Annotated in this window: 12 protein-coding genes and 1 pseudogene; 8 read left to right on the forward strand and 5 right to left on the reverse strand. The window is 37.6% G+C overall.

The window, feature by feature from the left end; all coding sequences use genetic code 11:
- Window positions 1-24: 24 nt before the first annotated feature.
- The 4 genes and pseudogenes from F6K15_RS25800 (at window position 25) to F6K15_RS38650 (ending at window position 2,336) form a co-directional block, all read left to right on the forward strand.
- Complete coding sequence (locus tag F6K15_RS25800) at window positions 25-243, forward strand: CopG family transcriptional regulator (RefSeq protein ID WP_293066222.1); 219 nt, start codon at window positions 25-27, stop codon at window positions 241-243.
- A 106-nt stretch (window positions 244-349) separates the two neighbouring features.
- A complete protein-coding gene (locus F6K15_RS25805; protein WP_293066225.1) occupies window positions 350-532 on the forward strand; it encodes a hypothetical protein in 183 nt (60 codons plus the stop codon).
- Window positions 533-890: 358 nt separating this feature from the next.
- Window positions 891-1,757, forward strand: a pseudogene (locus F6K15_RS38645) (hypothetical protein); the annotation flags it as partial.
- A 78-nt stretch (window positions 1,758-1,835) separates the two neighbouring features.
- Entirely contained in the window at window positions 1,836-2,336 is a 501-nt protein-coding gene (locus F6K15_RS38650) for a HEPN domain-containing protein (protein ID WP_363268723.1), read from the forward strand.
- Window positions 2,337-2,518: 182 nt separating this feature from the next.
- Here the strand turns inward: F6K15_RS38650 and F6K15_RS25815 are convergent, their stop codons facing one another.
- The 4 genes from F6K15_RS25815 to F6K15_RS25830 all read right to left on the reverse strand — a co-directional run bounded on the left by F6K15_RS25815 (window position 2,519) and on the right by F6K15_RS25830 (window position 12,593).
- Window positions 2,519-5,629, reverse strand: coding sequence for an efflux RND transporter permease subunit (locus F6K15_RS25815; RefSeq protein WP_293066226.1), 3,111 nt, complete (start codon window positions 5,627-5,629; stop codon window positions 2,519-2,521).
- A gap of 472 nt (window positions 5,630-6,101) precedes the next feature.
- On the reverse strand, window positions 6,102-9,290 hold the full coding sequence (locus tag F6K15_RS25820) for a tetratricopeptide repeat protein (RefSeq protein WP_293066229.1): 3,189 nt from the start codon (window positions 9,288-9,290) through the stop codon (window positions 6,102-6,104).
- 296 nt (window positions 9,291-9,586) lie between these two features.
- Window positions 9,587-10,330, reverse strand: a complete 744-nt coding sequence (locus tag F6K15_RS25825) for a Uma2 family endonuclease (protein WP_293066232.1) — start codon at window positions 10,328-10,330, stop codon at window positions 9,587-9,589.
- Between the two features lie 379 nt (window positions 10,331-10,709).
- Window positions 10,710-12,593 (reverse strand): efflux RND transporter periplasmic adaptor subunit, encoded by a 1,884-nt coding sequence (locus tag F6K15_RS25830; RefSeq protein WP_293066235.1) that lies wholly within the window; start codon window positions 12,591-12,593, stop codon window positions 10,710-10,712.
- A gap of 774 nt (window positions 12,594-13,367) precedes the next feature.
- On the opposite strand from F6K15_RS25830, the gene F6K15_RS25835 reads away from it, so the two are divergent.
- From F6K15_RS25835 to F6K15_RS25845, 3 genes are all read left to right on the forward strand, one after another.
- Window positions 13,368-15,071: an iron uptake porin gene (locus F6K15_RS25835; RefSeq protein ID WP_293066237.1), complete on the forward strand. Its 1,704-nt coding sequence runs from the start codon at window positions 13,368-13,370 to the stop codon at window positions 15,069-15,071.
- 759 nt (window positions 15,072-15,830) lie between these two features.
- On the forward strand, window positions 15,831-16,793 hold the full coding sequence (locus F6K15_RS25840; protein ID WP_293066240.1) for a pentapeptide repeat-containing protein: 963 nt from the start codon (window positions 15,831-15,833) through the stop codon (window positions 16,791-16,793).
- A 405-nt stretch (window positions 16,794-17,198) separates the two neighbouring features.
- Window positions 17,199-17,393 (forward strand): hypothetical protein, encoded by a 195-nt coding sequence (locus F6K15_RS25845; RefSeq protein WP_293066243.1) that lies wholly within the window; start codon window positions 17,199-17,201, stop codon window positions 17,391-17,393.
- 728 nt (window positions 17,394-18,121) lie between these two features.
- Here F6K15_RS25845 and F6K15_RS25850 read toward each other — a convergent pair.
- Window positions 18,122-18,616 carry a hypothetical protein gene (locus F6K15_RS25850; protein ID WP_293066246.1) on the reverse strand — a complete coding sequence of 165 codons (495 nt, stop codon included), beginning with the start codon at window positions 18,614-18,616 and terminating at the stop codon, window positions 18,122-18,124.
- 615 nt (window positions 18,617-19,231) lie between these two features.
- Between F6K15_RS25850 and F6K15_RS25855 the strand changes: the two genes are divergently transcribed.
- Window positions 19,232-20,458 (forward strand): tetratricopeptide repeat-containing serine protease family protein, encoded by a 1,227-nt coding sequence (locus tag F6K15_RS25855; RefSeq protein ID WP_293066250.1) that lies wholly within the window; start codon window positions 19,232-19,234, stop codon window positions 20,456-20,458.
- Window positions 20,459-20,515: the final 57 nt, after the last annotated feature.

Here is a 20,515-nt window from a genome sequence, read left to right on the forward strand (position 1 = left end):
TTGTTTTTATTGATAATTTTACTAATGAAATCAACAACGATTTATTTGCCAGAAGAAACTGAAGCTAATCTACAAAAATTAGCTACTCAAACAGGAAAATCTATTCCTGAAATTATCCAAGAATTAATCACCGATTATCTTACTAAAAAAACTCAAAAATTACCTAAATCAGTTAGAATGGGTTCAAGTGGCAGATCGGACTTATCTTCTAAAGCGGAAGAATTATTATGGATAGAAGAGTAATAGCAAATACAAGTGGAATTATTGCTTTTTTAGATAGGGACGATCGTTACCATTCCTAGGGGTTGATATTGTCACTAATTATCAAATTTATATCCCTGTAACGGTTTTGCCAGAAGTTGATTATTTAGCTACTAAATACCTCGGAGAAAAAGTCGCTAGAAGTTTTATAGAAGATTTAGGAGATGAATATTTTAATTATCTTACTCTTGAGTTAGAAGATATTAATAAAATTACAAAACTTATGGAAAAGTATAAAGATTTACCTCTCGGATTTGTTGATGCTAGGTAAGCATTCAGCTATTAGCCATCAGCTATCAGCAATAATACCTTGTGCTTAAGGAAAAGTTTTAAATGAATATAGACTTTGGAACTGACTTTTAGTCAGATTTTTCTAGCTTAATTAAATATTGCTTTTAGTGAGTGATAAAAGCAATAGCTGTTAACGCAGTTCCTCCGGAGGAGGCTAGCTGATAGCTGACGGCTGAATGCTTACGATGCTAGTTTAGTTATTTTAGCAGAACATCATCAAATAAAAAGAATTTTAACTCTAGATAGAAGACATTTTAATTTAATTCAATCGGAACAAGTTAAATACCTAGAAATATTGCCATAATTTTACGGATACTTAATTAATTAGAAGTGAAAAAATGGAAAATATAGAATATTCAGGATATTGGTGGTTGCCCTTAAAGGAAGATGAAAAAATAGCTGGTACTCTGACATTTACAAATGATGAGGGAATTAAACTGCGACTAATGGGTTCACTTCATAATTATTCTTCTCGAAAGGAACAATTTATTAATGTTCCAATTATTTTAGGAGTTACACATGAAGAGATTATTACTCTTTATGATTGTAGTACTTATCTTGATATAAGGAGAAGTAGCCGTCGTTTTTCAATCGAAGAATGTTGTCCAAAACTTGCTTTAATAGGTAGACATTTTACTAACCCAAACGAAATATTGTTTCATAAAGCTGAAGTACAATATAGCTATCTATCTTACTGGGGTGAATTGCCTGGAATAAAAAAATAAAGAGATTATCAAGACAATAATAAACTCAAAGAATTAAGACTTACATATACTGTTGCTGAAAATATTGAAGTAACTACAAAAGATGCAAAAATTTCTGTCTTTTATGGTGGTCGTGAAGCAGGTGAGCGTGAAAGTATTGACTTAAAACAATATGTATCATTAATTATTGAACCAAATAAAGAACTTCCATTTCAAGATTTTAACTCTAAATTTCAAGATTTTCGCTCTAAATTCATAGGTCCTCTTCAGGATTTTATCACTTTTGCAACTGATAGAGCAAACTCCATTACTGAATTAAAATTGTATTCCTATTACGGTGATGCAGATGTAGATATAGAAAAGATTCCTTACACGATAGAACAACTTCCTATAAAAGCTCTTTATAAAACCAACTATCCTGACATAAAAGAGCAAAATAGATTACTTTTTCAACATGAAATGCTCTTCTCTATATCTGACATTGATAACCTTTCCTCGACTCTGGAAAGATGGTTTGATTCTAGGAAGGAATTAGATAGTACTTTTAATTTATTCTTCAGTATCTGGTACAAACCAGATATGTATTTAAACAATAAATTTCTCAATCTTGTTCAGGTTGTAGAATCTTATCATCGCCGTCGAATCGAAACAAATGAAGAAAATAATTCTTCTTTACAAGAAAGAGAAGAATCTTATAATTGTTGTCTAATTAAAAAAAATAAAAAAAAGGAGCCTTATTTGCGAGAAAGATTGGAAGCTTTACTTAAATTTGAATTAATTCTAGATGTAACTAACGAATTAATTCAGGACAAAGATTCATTTCTTACTAAAGTTGTACACACCAGAAACTATTTAACTCACTACAGGGAATCCTTAAAGGAAAAGGCAGCTAAAGGAAAATATTTGTATTGCTTGACAGAATTACTTTCTTTCATTTTGCAAGCTTGCTTTTTGACAGAAGAGCTAGGTTTGACTTCAGATAAATGTTACCAGTTACTTAACAGAAATCTTCGATATCAATATACACTCGATAGAGTAAGAAAAAAGAACTGTTTTGATTGTCCTAAAGAAAACTTATGAAAAATGCCTTGATATAAATCATGACTTTTTATTTCGTCTTGACATATGAATTATATAGAATCCAAACGAACAAATATTACTCAATAAATGGCGTACTTTAGCCATTAGAAAAACACCAATATGTATTAGATGTAGGTTGAGTTGAGGAAGCGGAAACCCAACCTACATCTAATTATCAATTATCAATTATTTCTTCTACCAAAATTAGCCATCAATAAATACGAACAAGGAACAAGATAAAGAGCTACCAACGTTGAACCACCAACACCACCAGCGATCGCTACAGCTAGAGGAGGCCAAAAACTACCGCCTCCTAACAATAAGGGTACAAAACCAATCATTGTTGTTAAGGTTGTAGCAATTACATGACGAGTTGAACGTAGGACTACTTTTCGGGTAGCTCGACGGTTGCCTGTAGATGCTTCCGGATCTTCTAGGATGGCAGCCATAACTACAACTGAGTCGTTAATAGCAATTCCCACTAAACCAAATGTGCCGATCAGACTCATAAACCCAAAGGGATAGCCAAATAGCCATAAACTGAAAAATCCTAATCCTACAGCACAAATAGCAACTAAACCAATAATGGAAGCTGCTCGGAATGAATTTAAGGATAACACCAAAATTGAAGCTGATAACACTAATATAACTGGCAGAGTTGAGAAAAGATTTCCTTGAGCATTGCCTTGTTGTTCTGCCTCTCCAGCAACTTCAGACCAGTACCCAGATGGTATTTCAAAATCTGAATCATTTAACTTTTGCTGCCATTTTGTGAAAATTTCTGAAGGTAAAACCCCAGCAGCGATAAAACCTTGAATGGAGTTTACTCTTCTGCCATTACGCCTTCTAATGACTGAAAATTCTGGTTCTAATTCTACTTCTGCTAAAGCTGATAGAGGTATTGTGTCTGTTGCATTCTGGCGATTTTGATTGAGACTGGAACCAGTCGGTTGTAAATCTAGAGATTTAATTTGGCTAAAGTCTCCTCTTTGGGAATTTGACACTCGTACCCGCACTGGTAATTCTTCAACACCTTCGAGGATAGAACCTCCCAAATTTCCCTCTAGTAAAGTATCTAACTGTTGCGAAACAGCAGCGCGATCAAGTCCTGCTAAACGAATCTCTTCTTCATCCACTAACAGTTTTAGTTGAGGTCGAACGTCGTTTAAGGTGCTACGGGTATGAGTTACTTTCGGAGTTTGAGCTAATAGCGCTCTTGCTTGTTCTCCTATTTGTTGCAGCTCCTCTAAGTTGGGACCATAAATTCGTAGTTCTACTGGTGCATCAAAAGGAGGTCCCTGTTCCAATAGCCGCACCAAAATTTGAGCTTCAGGAAATGCGCGATCGACTTCTGCTTGAATTCTGTTAACTAATTCTGGTTTAGCGATCGTATTTAGCTGCAAAAATCCTTGAGCATAATTGAGATATCGTTCTTTACCTACTTTTAAGTTATAGTAATACTTGGGTGCACTACGGGCTAAAAACCACTGTAATTCATCAATTTCTGGGTGCTGTAAAATTAGTTCTCGGACTTGTAGAGCAGTATTTCTTGTTTTTTCAATTGAGGTGAGAGCAGGTAATTCTAATTCAATTTGTACTTGGTCTCTATCTACTTGAGGAAAGAATTGTTGGGGCAGAGTTCCTAGCTGAACTATACCAGTTATTGGTAAAATTAAACCTAATAATATTCCTAACAAAGGAGAACTATATACACTGCGTAAACTTAGTTGATAAATTTCAGTTAAATAAGAATTTGAAAATCCCGTTTTCCACCATGGCTGTTTAGTTTTTTGCCAGGAATTACGACTGGGATTGTGGTATAGTTTGGCAGTTATTGCAGAACTAATTGTAATTGATATTAATAGTGAAGAAAGCACAGCTAAAATCACACTAATACCAATACTACCAACAAATTCTCCAGAGGGACCAGGCATGATTGCAATGGGTAAAAATGCCAGAGCTGTAGTTAGAGTCGATGCCATTAAAGGCATAAATAAATGATGAATTGCTTTAGTAATTGCTACTTCCGACTTTAGACCTGAAGCTACACCTTGACTAACTTCATCAACAACAATAATTGCTGTATCAATTAATAATCCTAAAGCTACAATTATTCCAGTTATTGACATTTGATGTAGAGGTATATCTAGCAATCCCATCGAACCTAGCACCATACAAGTTGATAGAGGCAGGGCTAAACCAACAACAATTGCAGATTTCCAACCCATTAAAAAGACTGTAATTGCAAATACCAGAAATCCACTAATAAACAAATTAAAAATCAGACTTTCTAGACGATTTTCAATATAATTACTTTGATTAAAAATAATCTCTAGTTTCAGACCTTCACCTAATTGTTTGCGGAATTTATCAATTTCTGCTTCTGCTGTTTTTGCCCAAAGGTCTATTTGATAATCTGATTCTACAAATACCCCTAATGCAGCAGCAGGACGACCATTAATTAATGTTAATTCTCTTGGGGGTTGAATAATAGTTTTTCTCACTTCAGCAATGTCGCCCAGTAGAGCAAATTGTCCTTGTTCGCTAAAATTAATTGGAATACTCCGAATCCTTTCTAAAGAATCTAAATCTGATTCAATTTCTAATAGTAAATCATTATTTGTACTGCGTAGTAAACCTGCTGAAACTTTAGCATCGCTCTGTTGAATTTGTGTTGATAATTGTTGAGGTGTTAGCCCAATACTAGCTAACTGAGACTGGTCAATTTCCACTACAATTTCTTCATTTTGCTTGCCAAAAATATCAGCCTTTTCTGTTCCCGATAATCCCAAAAATTCATCTTTCAATAACTCAGATAAACGGTTGATAATTGCATAATTAGGTTCGCTATCTTGTTCCCAAATTAAAGCTGCAATCAAAGCATAAGCCTTAATTTCAACCTCTTCTAGTCGTGGCGGACTTGCACCCACAGGTAATTCAGGAGCAGCTCTATTTAATCGCTCTCTAATTCTTAACCAAACCGGATCAGCATCAGCCTTTTCAACAGAATCTAACAATTCAATAGTAATAATTGAACTACCCGCCCTAGAGTCTGATTCGTAGCTTTTAATTTCCTCAATTTCAGATAATTCTTCCTCTATTTTTTCTGTAACTAAAGCTTCAACTCGTTCAGCATCAGCTCCAGGCAAAAAAGTTGTTACTACCGCTATGCGAGGAACTAATTCAGGATCTTCAAGTCGTGGCAATGTGAAAAAAGCTGAAATTCCCCAGGTGAGAATTACCAATATTGCCAGAATTAATAAGCGAAAATTGCGATAAAATAAAGTAGTCATTTTCAGTTATCAGTTATCAGTTATCAGTTATCAGCTATCAGTTATATAATGTTTTGAACCTTTATTTCCCCCTTTCAAAGGGCAGGGCTAATTCTTTGTCGTCAGAGAATTACAATATATTTTTGGCGTTGCTGAATTGAAGTATGAATGCACGATTGTTTGGTTCTGCTCAAGCCCCCTAAATCCCCCATCTTTCAAAAGCGAAGCATCTTCTGGCTTCCCATCGTTCAAAAGCGAAGCAACATCTGGCTTCCCCCGATCTTCGGGGGACCGGAGGGGGATTCCCAAGGGGGACGGGAGGGGGATAAAAAGGGGGAATTTTAGAGTTTTATTCCCCCCGCGCATTGGGGGGTTAGGGGGGCAAAATCATACCCAGAATCAGCAACGCCATATTTTTTAGATCCTGTGCTTCCCACACTCCCCAGACTCCCCACACTCCCCACCCTCCCCACACACTCTACCGGATTTGATATCATTCCCACTCCCCCTGTAATGTAAACGCCCCCCAATAATAGGGACTTATCCCACCCTCCAACATCTTCAATTGCGATGCCCGCAACGCCTCCACAGGAGATAACCCCCCCTCCAACATCCCTTGATAAAACTGCGACATCAAGTCCGCTGTTGCAGCATCATCCACAACCCACAACGAACCTACCACCCGTTTTGCCCCTGCATACATGAATACCTTTGTCAAACCTACTAAACCTTCTCCTTTAATATCCTTTCCCTGAGCTGTTTGACACGCACTCAATACTACTAATTCTGCTGGCAAATTCAGGTTTAAAATATCATTCAGTCGGAGGAAACCGTTTTGCCAGTTACCATTTTTATCTACTAACGACATGACAACCCCTGATAATTCTGGTTGCCTACCGTTAGCAAAACCGTGGGTGGCAAAATGCACAATCTGATATTGGCTTAATTCTTCACTGGTTGCTGTTTCTCGGTTGGCTTGGAAATCGAAAGCTTGAGTGCGTTCCGACTCTGGTATTAAAGCCATAATTGCTTCTGCTTCAATGCGAGTAGCGGGAAGTCTATCCCACTTAATACCAACATCTCTGGCTGCTCTATCTAATTGTTGTGCCTCTAGGGGAAAAGCACGACTGCGATTTTCTGATGTAGATATTGTGGTAGTTTTACCTGTAACCCTGGCATCATCAGGGCTAAATACTGGGTCGGCAATAATAGCCACTTTCTTCGGGGCAAGTTTTCGAGATTTTGTATCATTGCGGATATTGGCAATAGTAGTAACTGAAGGGAGATTTACTATTTCGTGGTTGACTATTAAAGGTTGATAACTATCGCTGTCTTTGTCAGTATTTGGTATTGATAGGACAGAAAAGGGAATTTCTTGTAAGAAGCGATCGGCAACTATTAATAAACGTTTTTTGTTTAATTTATTAGCAACAGGTTCGATCAGAATGTCTGTCAGTTCATCAGCAGCACTATCAATTTTGGCTATGCCATTGCGTTCTCGTGGACTTGTTATTGTCGCCATTAACTCTATGGCAGCATTTTTAATTTCTGCTTGGGGAGGAAGTTGATAACTGTGGATGCTGTCTTTGGTGACTGCCCACAAATAGCTACTTTCTTCACCCAAGGAATATTGCAAAAGTAAGGTGTCATTATCTAATACCTGTTGTTGAACTTCTTTGAGAGTAAGGGGTTGAGGTTGAGTTAGGGCTGCATAATTTGGGCTGGTGGTACGAATTTTGACGCGTAACTGGTTGTATTCATCTATGAGTTGATCTCTTGTTTGTTCGATATTGGCTTTTTGTTCGGGGGTGTATTCTCCACTTAGGAGTTTTATCCGTTGGGTTTCGATGGCATTGAGTTTTTGTTGCAGCTCTGTTTCTGCCTTTGCTAGTTTGGGATCTATTCCTTGGCGGATATTGACACTAGCTTCGTTTAGGAGTTCGAGGAAGGCACGGGCGCGACTGCGTTCGCTGGCGTGAAAGGCTTTGGCATCGTAACCTTGGTTTGGATTTTGTTTGTAGAGTTGCATGAGTAAGTCGATGTATAATTCATATCTATCCTGGACGGTAGCAAAGTAGAAGGCGCGGAGTTCAACACTAGCAATTTTGGTACGGAGGTCTTCAATTATTTCTAGGGATTTTTCTATAAAAGTTAGGCTTTCGGTGAGGTTGCCTTCGTCTCGTTTTAGCCAAGCTATATTATTGAGAGTGGTAGCTTCCCCACCCCGATCGCCTACTTGCCGCCTGAGAGGTAAAGCTTGATTGTAGTAATTGAGAGCAATTTGTTTTTCTCCTAAGTCATCGTAGACATAGCCAATATTATGGAGAGTGGTTGCTTCCCCTCCTCGATCGCCTACTTGCCGCCTGAGAGGTAAAGCTTGTTCGTAATAATTGAGAGCAGTTTGTTTTTCTCCTAAGCTATTGTAGACAGCGCCAATATTATGGAGAGTGGTTGCTTCCATTCTTTTATCCCCTACCTGCTGAAGTAGAGGTAAAGCTTGATTGTAGTAATTGAGTGCTGTTTGTTTTTCTCCTAAACTATCGTAGACACGGCCAATATTATTGATAGTAACAGCTTCCCCTCGTTTATCCCCTACTTGCTGAAGTAGAGGTAAAGCTTGATTGTAGTAATTGAGTGCTGTTTGTTTTTCTCCTAAACTATCGTAGACATAGCCAATATTATGGAGAGTGGTTGCTTCCATTCTTTTATCCCCTACTTGCTGAAGTAGAGGTAAAGCTTGTTCGTAATAATTGAGTGCTGTTTGTTTTTCTCCTAAACTATCGTAGACAACGCCAATATTATTAAGAGTGTTTGCTTCCATTCTTTTATCCCCTACTTGCTGAAGTAGAGGTAAAGCTTGTTCGTAATAATTGAGTGCTGTTTGTTTTTCTCCTAAACTATCGTAGACAACGCCAATATTATTAAGAGTGTTTGCTTCCATTCTTTTATCCCCTACCTGCTGAAGTAGAGGTAAAGCTTGTTCGTAATAATTGAGTGCTGTTTGTTTTTCTCCTAAACTATCGTAGACACGGCCAATATTATTGAGAGTACCAGCTTCCCCTCGTTTATCCCCTACTTGCTGAAGTAGAGGTAAAACTTGATTGTAGTAATTGAGAGCAATTTGTTTTTCTCCTAAGTCATCGTAGACAGCGCCAATATTATTGAGAGTTATTGCTTCCACTCCTTTATCCCCTACTTGCTGAAGTAGAGGTAAAGCTTGTTCGTAATAATTGAGAGCAATTTGTTTTTCTCCTAAGTCACTGTAGACAAGGCCAATATTATTGAGAGTGGTAGCTTCCATTCTTTTATCCCCTACTTGCTGAACTAGAGGTAATGCTTGATTGTAGAAAGTGAGTGCTTTTTGTTTTTCTCCTAAGCTAGAGTAGATACGGCCAATAGCAACAAGTGTAACTGCTTCCCCTCCTAAGTTACCCGTTTTCCTAAATAGTAATAGTGCTTCTTCCCATTTAGCAATAGCTTGACTCAAAGATTCTGCTGTACCTTGCTTCTTTAGTTCTAATCCCTCCTTCAATAATCTTCCTGCCTCAGCATCAGGGTTGGTTTGAGCAATAACTTCTCCCTTATTCACAATACTTGGCAACATTAATACAGGAAAACTGACATTAAATAACATCAGACTATTAATACTGAGAATAGATAACCATCGTATCGGAGAAACCATAGATATTACCCCTTTCTAAGCAATTAGAAAATTTCATATCAATATACTTCTTGTTTAAAAAAAGATATGCAGTATCCAGTAGCTTGGGTTAAGCGACAGCGCAACCCAACAATTACAAATATTGGTGATGCTACATTGTAATGGTTGTGAATTCTCCAGCAATATTTGTTACCAGAACAGTGGGAGCATCTTGCTCCCATACTAGATATTCTTTTTTGCTGTATACCATTACGCGAGCAGGACGATCTTTTTGTTGAGTTTCCCTATGTCAACCCAACCTACAAACTCAGATTTCTTTAACTGCTTGGATCGACAAACTGTTCCACAGTATCCAAAGACAAAGAAAGAGCTTCAGCAACTTGAGTAGTAGTCAAACCCATCTCTAATAATTTAGGAATAGCTTCTAACTGCTGTTGAGCAATAGCATTTCGTTCCCCTTCAGCAATTTCAGCTCGTTGACGCTCTTGTTCTCTTTGTGCCCGTATTTCTATCGGAGTAACAAAACGCTCTCCATCAGGCCGATACAATTGTAATTCTGTACCTTCTTTTTCAAAGCGAACTCCCAAGCGCGGACTAACCCAACCCTCAATTAATTTTATGGGAGTTAAAATTTTTCCCGAACGCAGCCAACCTTTTAACCTACCTGTATCTGGATTATAAACATAGTACTCTTCTACTCCGAATTGAGTATAGAATTCTAATTTTGTTCCTTCCAACTCCGCAATACTATTACTAGCAGAAGCTATTTCAAATACAACTTGGGGAGGAATATTATCTTCTTCCCATTGCTTGTAGGAGCGGCGATCGCCTGGAGGACGACCGAAAACTACCATCACATCGGGAGCTTGTTTGACCCAAGGTTGTCTGTATTGAGGATACCAAAATAGGTCTCCAGCAATGAAAACATTAGGGTCATCTTTATAGAGGTCAGCTAAACCCCAAACAATAACAGTAATTAAACGGAATTGAACAGTATTATCAGCCAAGGGTAAACCATCACTTTCTGGATAAATAATTTCTGGTGTTGTAGAAGATGTCATTTCAGTTATCAGTTAAAACTATCTCTTACAATAAGACATTTAAGATTATATCCGCCAGGGATTGAAATCCCAGGCTCATAGCAAAAGTCTTCTGAAGAAGACTATTTTTTATCTCTCGGCTAAAACAAAACTAAGAGCCTCATTGTTAGTGTTTTCAACATAATATTAGTCCATTAAAATGGACTTCAGCTCTTAGCCAAGAAATTTATTTCTTGGCAGGTATAAAACCATAAGCTTAAACAAAAAAGCATATTAAAAATAGTGGGATAGGTTCAACAATTACAAATCTTTGTTGGGTTTCCTTACGTCAACCCAACCTACAAATACAAAGTTGCCTAAACTTCATCTAACTTCAGTAGGGGCGAATGGCCATTCGCCCCTACTGACTTCTAACTTCTGATTTCACAAACTGCCCTGGTGTTAATTGATTAGTTCCATTAGTCACAATCAAATCTCCCGGTTGCAATACTCCCCGCACCAAACTCCTGTCTCCCTCCGTATGCAACACTTCAACCATTCGTTTTTCAGTCTGATAAGTTCCCGCAGGTAAATCCAAATCTGACTGCGAAGGTGGTACAAGGGCATAACTTGCCAACAACCCCCGCTCTCCCCAAACTAAAGCAGAAGTAGGCAACCAATATCCTTCCATCCCATAAGTCTGATTTAATCCCAGACGAACAACAGTACCAGGAGCAATACTTTGAGGTAGTGCCAAAATCACAGTTTGCGTCCGAGTCATAGAATCTACTTCTGGTAAGATCGACAGCACTCTTGCACTATAAATTCTCTCTCCCACCCTAACCTCCTGCTGACTGCCAACTCTCAGACTGGAAGTATTCGCTGGTGGCACCCCAACTCTAACCTTCCTTTCACCACCCTCAACCAAACGCACAACACCCTGACCAGCATTAACCACAACTCCTTCATCTAAATGTCGGACTGAAACAGTACCAGAAAAAGGTGCAAATAGAGTACTCTTTCTCAGAACAACATCAATTTCAGAAATTTGTGCCTCGAAACCTCTAATTTCTGCTTGTTGAGCTTCTATTTGTTCCCTACGAGTTCCAGCAATAAGTTCGTCTAACTGACTTTGCACCTGACCTACCCTAGCTCGTTGAGCCTCTATTTGTTCGCTGCGAGTTCCAGCAATAAGTTCGTCTAACTGACTTTGCACCTGACTTACCCTAGCTCGTTGAGCCTCTATTTGTTCGCTGCGAGTTCCGGCAATAAGTTCGTCTAACTGACTTTGCGCCTGACCTACCCGTGCTTGTTGAGCTTCTACTTGTTCCCTACGAGTACCTGTTTCCAGTTTCTCTAGTTCGCTCTTTGCTTGTTCCAGTCTTGCTTGTAAAGTATCTGCTTGAGTTGAAGCTTCGTCAAACTGCTCTTGAGAAATTGCTCCTTCGTTATAAAGTTCTTCACGTCGTTTTTCCTGAAGGCGAGCGAGATTTAATTGTTCTTCTAAGTCCAAAACTCCCGAACGAGCAACTTCAATATCTTCAATACGCGCTCCAGTTTGCAACTCCTGCAATTTTGCTTGTTCTTGGAGTAGGGATGCACGAGTCGCTGCTATTACTTCTGGTCTGGGTCCAGTTTGCAACTCCTGTAATTTTGCTTGTTCTTGGAGTAGGGATGCGCGAGTCGCTGCAATTACTTCTGGTCTGGGCCCGGTTTGCAACTCCCGTAATTTTGCTTGTTCTTGGGCCAGGGATGCACGGGTGGCTGCAATTACTTCTGGCCTTGCTCCGTTTTCTAGTTCTCTGAGTGTGGCGATCGCTCTATCTTTCTGTGCTATTAATACTGCTTTTTGGGCTTTTGTTTGGCTAGTGTCCAGTTGAGCGATCGCTGTTCCTTTAGTTACTTCTTCTCCTTCTTCTATATATATAGATGTGAGTAAACCAGATTGTTCAAAACCTAATTCACTGGTTCTTTTGGCTTCTACAATTCCTGTGTAACTCTGGGAAACGGAATAGGAGTTTACTAATTTAATTGGGATAGCTTGAACGGATAGGATATTGGGAAGAGTGGTTTCTAAGTTTGGTTTGGCAGAAATATTCCGCTCCTGAATAAATTTTAGACCGCCAAAAGCTATTCCTAAAGTAACTAACACCAGGCCAACCCGAAGAAATTTTCTATCTTTGACTTTAGGCTTTAAATTAGTGACTTCTGACTGAATTGGTAAAGTTTCCATCTTTTCAGTTAAGATTTCCACTTTGCCATTCATTTCATGGGGTTTAGAGTCTAGCAAATTATTCTCTTTCATTGCTTTAAAATTTAGCTTAAGTAGAGATTATAAAATTTTTGTTAAATAGCCTATCAGCTTTTAGCATTTCTGTACCGGAATGCTCCGCAAATGCGCAAAGCTGACCGCTGACTGCTGACCGCTGACTGCTCCTTTAAGTTAGATTCAAATGGACATTTAAAACAATCGTTTGATTTATTTTAATTAAAACATACGTTTGAAATAATTGCAAAGGGAAGGAAGAAGGCAGAAGGCAGAAGGAAGAAGGCAGAAGGCAGAAGGCAGAAGGGAAAGAAAGGTTCAAAATGGGAATTGCTATATAATATCAAGTCTCATTAATGAGCTGTAATTATCTTTAGTCATCTTTAGATGACTTCTGTTGTGAGCCAAGAAATTTATTTCCTGGCGGATGACTTGGCGGATGACTTGGCACGGGAGCAAGATGCTCCCACTGCCGTACCTTATAACAAAAATATAGCAATGAGCGCTGGTATATTTACAAATTGCAGGAGAGGCCAAATAGCTAAAAGTCTTATATTATCTGTTTTTTTATTCCCCTCCTGGGAGGGGGAGGGGCGAGGGGTGGGTTGCCAGATGAGCTGTTGCCAGATGAGCTGTTGCCTGCGCACAGCGCTATAATGCAATGCACGACCATTAGAATGGCACTACCACCGACTTTTTTTGATGTTAATCAAGGCGCATATCGGCTTGTCGCACCTAAATTAAGCCTAAGCTTTATCTCCAAGAAACCCATCCAATTCGACGTAGTTTCATACGATTAAAACCTAAAAAGACATGATATTAATGATAAAATCTGACATCAAAAATAGACTACTTTTAGGGAGAAATGTTTTGCAAATATTGAAAATTCATGGTATTGAGAAAAAAAATAATAATCGTAAAATTTGTATCCTTATTAGCTTGATTTTAATCAATTTGTCATGTTTAAACACTCGCAGTACTCTGGCAACAGAAGAAAAACAGGAGTTGATGGGAGAAATTCAAAAGTATGCTGAAGAATTTAGTAATTCTAAATCTAATGACCCCATTACTCAACAAATACCTGTTTACCAACTAGATGATATTTTACCCACTGACTGGGCCTATGAAGCATTAATAAGTTTACGCGATCGCTACGACTGTCTCTCCGGTTATCCTGATAACACTTACCGAGGCAACCGCGCCATCACTCGATATGAATTTGCCGCAGCTGTAAACGCTTGTTGGCAAACCATCGAAAGTTTCCTGGCAGAAAGTCAAGCAGAATTAATTCAACAAGACGACCTGATAATTATCGAAAGACTTATACAAGATTTTCAGGTAGAAATAGCTAACCTCAAAGCACGCACTGAGGGTTTAGAAAATCGAGTAGATGCTCTAGAAGCACAACAGTTTTCCACTACCACGAAATTAAACGGTCAGACAATTTTTGCCGTGAATGCTGGTGGGTTTGATGGCGACCGACTCATTGACCCCAATGGAATAGAGCTTGCAGACGAAAACCCTCAAGCGACCTTTCTCTATCGAGTAGCTTTAGATTTTGATACCAGTTTCCGAGGTACAGACTTATTAAAACTGCGGGTTGATACAGGAAGTAATGGCTTTATTGATAATGCTACAGCTGTACTCGAACCCAACTTTGGCAGTATTCTAGATTTCTCCAAACGCCCCCCACGAAATGATGATGTTGGTATTGGGAGAGTATTCTACAGTTTTCAGGTAGTAAAAAATTTATCTCTATCTATCGGACCGTTAATAGAAGCATTGGATTATATAGATAATAACAGTTATGCAGATTTAAGCTTTCGCGACTTTTCCACAGAAAACCTAGTTTATAACTACGTTGCATTTCCTGTTAACGGTATCGGTGGTGGAGCAATATTAGAATGGAATCCTGGTGGCAGTGCTTTCAATCTTCGTGCTTTATATATTGCCCCAGATTCAGCTAACCCTTCCCAAAATGGTCAAGGTCCTTTGCCAGTCTCTATCTTTACATTATTACTTTATCCTGATGGCAGGGGGTCCCGGGGTCTATTTGGTTTTCATCAAGGAATGGTGGAATTTGAATATAACCCTTCCTCTAGATTTAGTCTACGTTTACTTTACAGTGGAGGAAAAGTTTTTTCTCGCAATTTTGATGCGGTGGGAGTAAATTTTGAGTGGGGTTTTTCTGACAAGTTTGCTGTTTTTGGTCGCTATGGTTATAGCAGCTATGACGATACAGATTTTGGAGATATTAATCCGAATTATTGGATGGCAGGTCTTTCTGGATTAGATGTTTTACAAGAAGGCGATCGCTTGGGAGTTGCAGTTGGACAGCCTTTTGTTGTGGATGAAATTGGTAATTCAACTCAGACAAATTTGGAAGTTTTTTATAATTATGCAGTGAATGATAATATTCAGATTTCTCCTGTTTTGCAAGTTGTTTTTGACCCTAGTAATCAAAAGAGTAATGGTACGATTTTTACTGGTACGTTACGCACTGTTTTTTATTTTTGAAGAAAGTTTTAGATGGTAGGTGGTAGGTGGAGAGTTAGGACAGATCAAAAGCTTAAAACTCAGACAAACCAATATTTTTCCTTCTTCCTTCTTCCCTCTTCCTTCTTCCTTCTGGTAGCGGTGAACGATAATATTCAAATTTCTCCTGTTTTACAAGTTGTTTTTGACCCTAGTAATCAAAAGAGTAATGGCACTATTTTTACTGGTACATTACGGACTGTTTTTTATTTTTGAAGAAAGTTGTAGGTGGTAGGTGGTAGGTGGAGAGTTAGGACAGATCAAAAGCTTAAAACTCAGACAAACCAATATTTTTCCTTCTTCCTTCTTCCCTCTTCCTTCTTCCTTCTGGTAGCAGTGAACGATAATATTCAAATTTCTCCTGTTTTACAAGTTGTTTTTGACCCTAGTAATCAAAAGAGTAATGGTACGATTTTTACTGGTACATTACGGACTGTTTTTTATTTTTGAAGAAAGTTTTAGATGGTAGGTATACTGTTTAACCGGATTTTATAAAAGAGAGTATTTATCAAATAAATTAGGACTTAAGTATTACAACGTATTTTCCTCATTGCGACCCATAGGAAAGCAATCTTCAATCCTAGTTTTTTCTACCTCATTCCAAGGAAAGGGCGCGGACAAATAGAAAGCTTAAAACTCACACAAAGCAATATATTCCCTCTTCCCTCTTCCCTCTTCCTTCTTCCTTCTTCCTTCTGCTATATAATATTATTTTATCAGTTACTACCGGAGAAAAAAAATATGAATAGCGATGAATTAATCCAACGTTATCAAGCTGGAGAAAGAGATTTTTCTGGTGTGAAATTTGAATATCTGAAATTAAGCAATATTTCTCTAGAGGAAATTAATCTCAGTTCTGCCAACCTCGAAGGAGCAAAATTGCAAAATGTGAATTTAGATAATGCTAATTTAAGTAATGCTCAGTTAGTTAGTACGGAAGTAGAAAATACTACTTTCAGAAATGCTAATCTCAGTCACGTTAACTTAGAAGGAATATCTTGGCAAAATCTAGATTTAACCAATGCAGATTTAACAGATACAAGTTATGACCATAGCACCATAGATGATTCCAATTTTACTAATGCTAATTTAACTCAAATGGGGGGCTTTCAATCAACTTTTTATAGCTGTAATTTGACTGATGCAAATATTAGTCATGCTCAATTAAGCGAAGTCAATTTTAATAGCTGTAACTTGAACAATGCCAATCTCAGTCACACAAGTTTTTATGATGTTTATATTCAGGGTTCAAATCTGAGTAATGCTGACCTCAGTCATGCTCAGATTAAAGCTCTGTCTGGTTGGAGTCAAGCTAACTATACTAATGTTAATTTTCAGAATGCTTGGTACTTAGATCCACAAAATATACCATCAGATATCGACCCTAATGAAGCAGGATTAACGTTAATTACTCCTGGCTGCGACCTGAATGGCAAAGATTTAAGTAATATAGATTTATCCGAGCAAGAAATAAATTCTGCTAATTTTAATAATGCCAATTTAAGTGGTGCAAATTTGAGTGAGACAGACTTGAGCGATACAGATTTTACTAATGCTAATTTAGAGAATGCTGACTTAAGCTATGCAGATTTAACTAATGCCAATTTAACTAATGCCAATTTAGAAAATGCTAAGTTAGATGGAGTAATTTTTGATAATACAACCATGCCAGACGGTAGTATTAGAAGTGATGAAGAAGAATAACTAATGGGTAAGGGTAGGAGACAGGAGATAGGAGATAGGAGACAGGAGACAGGAGACAACCCACCCCTAACCCCTCCCAGGAGGGGAGAAATGGGAATTATAGAGGAGGTAGGAGGAAGAATAATCAAGGGATTATTCTGCGCAACTATGGGCCTAAAATGCTAATTTTTTGAACCATTACGACCTAAAAGGTTAGACTTTTTTTAACTAAAAAATGCGCTCAACCTTTATTTATATGTCAATACTTTTAGATTTAATCAGCAAACCCTAATTATCTGGAGATGATAGATAATATAAGTGAGGTATACCGACAGAAGAACAATATTCACTAGACATCGCTGAAAAAGAATCTAAAAAAGTTATCTTGTCTATATCACGGGAAATAGTTGGTTAGGAAATAGACTGATGAGCGACTTTAGACAAGAAAATTTTTTTCCCACTGTTGTTTTTTGGTGCTATTATACCAAGCGTGAAAAAAGAATGTTACGAATAGTAAGAGCAATAAAAAGACTTTACAAGAAATGTGCCTTTGAAAAAAAAGATGATTTACACCCTAAAAAATGGTATGAAAGCCATTCCCGTACGACTCCTGACTCCTGACTTCCCCTCCCAGGAGGGGAGGGGTTAGGGGTGGGTTGGGAGAGGCCCGCGGGTGCGTTGACTCCTAAGAAATATCCTAGCTATTTGTAGCAAATATTTATCAAATTGGTATTACCTGCTATAGTTGACATCCTCCCCGGCCTAAAGGCGCGGGGATTCCTACTGAGCCGTAGCTCCTCGGTGGGTTGACGCTTTGCTTCGCATAGCTGTCGCTAACACAGGGTACTGCTTCCTTGGCGGTAGTCTAACGCTTTCCTCCACGTCCGTTTAGAGTTTCCGAGTGCCCCCCGGCAACTAAAAACACTGTAGCATATATTCCATTCACTTGCATGCTCAAATAAAAAGTCGCCCTACAAGGGCGAGGCTTTAAACCCAATTTTTCGGTAAAAACCTAATTTCTGGAGATGTCTATTGGTTTAATCTAGAAGAGGCGATCGCTTTAGTGTCAGATTGTAAATTTTAGTTCACAGGAAAAATTGAATTCTATTAGGACTTATATCATGTCCGGATAAGAGCGTGATAGAACTCCGTTCCGCTCACGCGACCAAAAAACTTTCTCCTTCTCCTGCTGTTTCTTCTTCTTTTTCCCCTCCTGGGAGGGGCTAGGGGTGGGTTGACTCCTGACTCCTGACTCCTGAGGACTCCATCGTTCCTCATGCGTAAGTCCTGTCTATTTAGATATAGGCAACAGAAATACTGCTTCATAAATTAGACCGTTATCCCAAAATTTAAGTCAATGCTCCCATGAAAAAACTAGCTTCAGAAGTACATACAGTTTCAAAATTATCATCAGTAACTTGTCTTAAAGAGAATGTTACATCTGCAGCTCCAAAATTAGAGTTAATATCATAGGCAAAATATGCTTCAGATAAATCTAAAAATCCAGAAACAAAAGAAAATTCTTCGCTACTTGCAATTAATCCTAGGAAGTTGCCATTTATAAATACAGCTTCTGCAAATAATAAATCAGCGTTGCTATAGTCAACACTTAAAAAACTGAAGTCAAAGTTATCAAGTTTTATAAAGTCTATACCTCTGCCAGTTAATTTCGAGCCATTAAAACTGAAAGAACCGTAATAGTTATTCCCGGCAGCAGGTCCACGATGAGGAGATACCTCAAAATCGTATTTAATAGTATTTCTCTGATTGCTGTCATTAATAATGGCACAACCAGGGTTTAGACTTGCGCTGGTAGAGCTGAATTTGTGGTTTATATTAGCCATTGTTATTTTTCCTGAGGTAATTGTTTAATTTGTTCAGAAATTTTACAGAATAATGTTTCTCAGATTGATATTATCAAATCCGAAATTAATTTTAGTTAGGCGACATTTGTTTCTACCTAGTCAATATTCATATTTTTATTCATATTTTTATGATAAACAATAAATTTTAATTTTGGATGAAATTTTCATTAAGATTTAGGTCAAATAGATAAAGTTTTTGTCAAGATTTTAAGTTATTTTTGTGAGTTTTATGTGCATATTTACTGAGAGATAATGTTTTTTGTTATGATTCATTTTCTCCTTTAGTAGCTAAATTAAAAATAATTGCTATGCAGAGCTATTCGCGGCGTGATTGTGTAGAAAATTTATTGGGACTTTAGGATTAGAAAATAAGAGAATAGTGGTCATAATTTCAGATTTTATTCTCTATTTTTGAATTTTTTACAAATTCTGTATTGATTACTACATTAAATGGTAGTCAAGATCAATTGGTAGATTTTGCTGATAAATTATATACTCTGTTTCAAGATGGAGAACAAATTTATTTAATTTACGTCATTTGTAGTAAATAGTCATCTAATATTCATCTTATCTAAATTATAGGATCGTAAAATTATGATTTGGTCTCGTTTTAATTCTCTCAATAGTTATTTATTAGGTACTGCTACAGTAGCAGCAATTGTTATTAATATTTCGATGGCAGCAAATGCTAAAACGGCTCAAGAAGTAGCAGAAATTGCTATACCAATTACAGTGCAAATCAATAGTAACTTAGGTGATGGGTCGGGTGTTATTATTGCTAAAAATGGTAATATTTATACTGTTCTCACTGTTAATCATGTAGTAGAAGATTCTACTATTAAATATAGTATTAGAACCAATCTAGAAAAAGACTATTCAGTAATAGAGGTAGTCAGTTTACAGACAACTGATGAAGAACCAGATTTAGCCATACTTAAATTTGAAGCTACAGAAACATATCCAGTGGCAACTTTAGGTAATTCTGAACAATCAGTTATTGGTTCCCAAATATATGTATTTGGTTATCCTGCTACTGGCGGTTTATTTAGCACTGAAAGAGCGTCAGAATTATCTCCAGGATTAGTAACCAGTCGCCCTAAAAGTCGTCCCGAAGGTTATACTTTGCGTTATCAAGCTGTTACTTGGAGTGGGATGAGTGGGGGTCCAGTGTTTGATTCTGATGGTCGCGTTATTGGTATTCATGGACAAGGAGAATTTGGTTTTGCTCAAACTAATTCTGGAGATGTAGCACCAATTAAAACAGGGTTTAATGCTGCGGTTCCTATTAATAGTTTTATCAGAAGATTATCTGATGCTGGTATTAATCCTTCAGACCTAGTTTTGGATGATACTCCTACCGTTAGCTCTCCTGTTTCAACAATTAATCCTCAGAGCGCTGAAGCTTTATATTTTAGAGGTATAAGTTATTTGGATCAAGGGGATGCTTGGGAGGCGATCGCTAATTTTAATCGTGCTTTAGAAAAGCAACCTAATAATACTCCAGAAATATATTTTAATATGGGTATTGCTCGGAGTTTGTTAGTTAATCCTCACGAAATAACACGAAATTCAAATCCAATTAAAGATTATACTAAAGCAATTGAAATTAATCCAGGCTATGCTGATGCCTATTATAATCGTGCTCATGTTTTTTATCAAAATAGTCTTATTTATCAAAAAATGGCAGATATAGCCAGAGCAAATAAACAACTTCAAAAAGCAATAAAAGACTTAGAAAAAGCAGCAGAACTTTATCAACAAGGCGGTAGAATTCAATCTTATCAAGACACTTTAAATTTTATTCAAAAATTAAGACGTTGAGGGTCGATCGGTAAGGAAATTGGTAGTGGTAATGATCAAGGGAGGTAAGCATTTCCT

The sequence above is a fragment of the Okeania sp. SIO2B3 genome (assembly GCF_010672525.1).
Classification (GTDB): domain Bacteria; phylum Cyanobacteriota; class Cyanobacteriia; order Cyanobacteriales; family Microcoleaceae; genus Okeania.

Excerpts from the sequence above, each read along its gene's own strand:
- F6K15_RS25830 (WP_293066235.1), bottom strand. The coding sequence starts at position 12,593 with ATGAAAGAGAATAATTTGCTAGACTCTAAACCCCATGAAATGAATGGC.
- F6K15_RS25855 (WP_293066250.1), top strand. The coding sequence starts at position 19,232 with ATGATTTGGTCTCGTTTTAATTCTCTCAATAGTTATTTATTAGGTACT.
- F6K15_RS25800 (WP_293066222.1), top strand. The coding sequence starts at position 25 with ATGAAATCAACAACGATTTATTTGCCAGAAGAAACTGAAGCTAATCTA.
- F6K15_RS25845 (WP_293066243.1), top strand. The coding sequence starts at position 17,199 with ATGAGCGACTTTAGACAAGAAAATTTTTTTCCCACTGTTGTTTTTTGG.
- F6K15_RS38650 (WP_363268723.1), top strand. The coding sequence starts at position 1,836 with ATGTATTTAAACAATAAATTTCTCAATCTTGTTCAGGTTGTAGAATCT.
- F6K15_RS25840 (WP_293066240.1), top strand. The coding sequence starts at position 15,831 with ATGAATAGCGATGAATTAATCCAACGTTATCAAGCTGGAGAAAGAGAT.
- F6K15_RS25835 (WP_293066237.1), top strand. The coding sequence starts at position 13,368 with ATGATATTAATGATAAAATCTGACATCAAAAATAGACTACTTTTAGGG.
- F6K15_RS25820 (WP_293066229.1), bottom strand. The coding sequence starts at position 9,290 with ATGGTTTCTCCGATACGATGGTTATCTATTCTCAGTATTAATAGTCTG.
- F6K15_RS25850 (WP_293066246.1), bottom strand. The coding sequence starts at position 18,616 with ATGGCTAATATAAACCACAAATTCAGCTCTACCAGCGCAAGTCTAAAC.
- F6K15_RS25815 (WP_293066226.1), bottom strand. The coding sequence starts at position 5,629 with ATGACTACTTTATTTTATCGCAATTTTCGCTTATTAATTCTGGCAATA.
- F6K15_RS25825 (WP_293066232.1), bottom strand. The coding sequence starts at position 10,330 with ATGACATCTTCTACAACACCAGAAATTATTTATCCAGAAAGTGATGGT.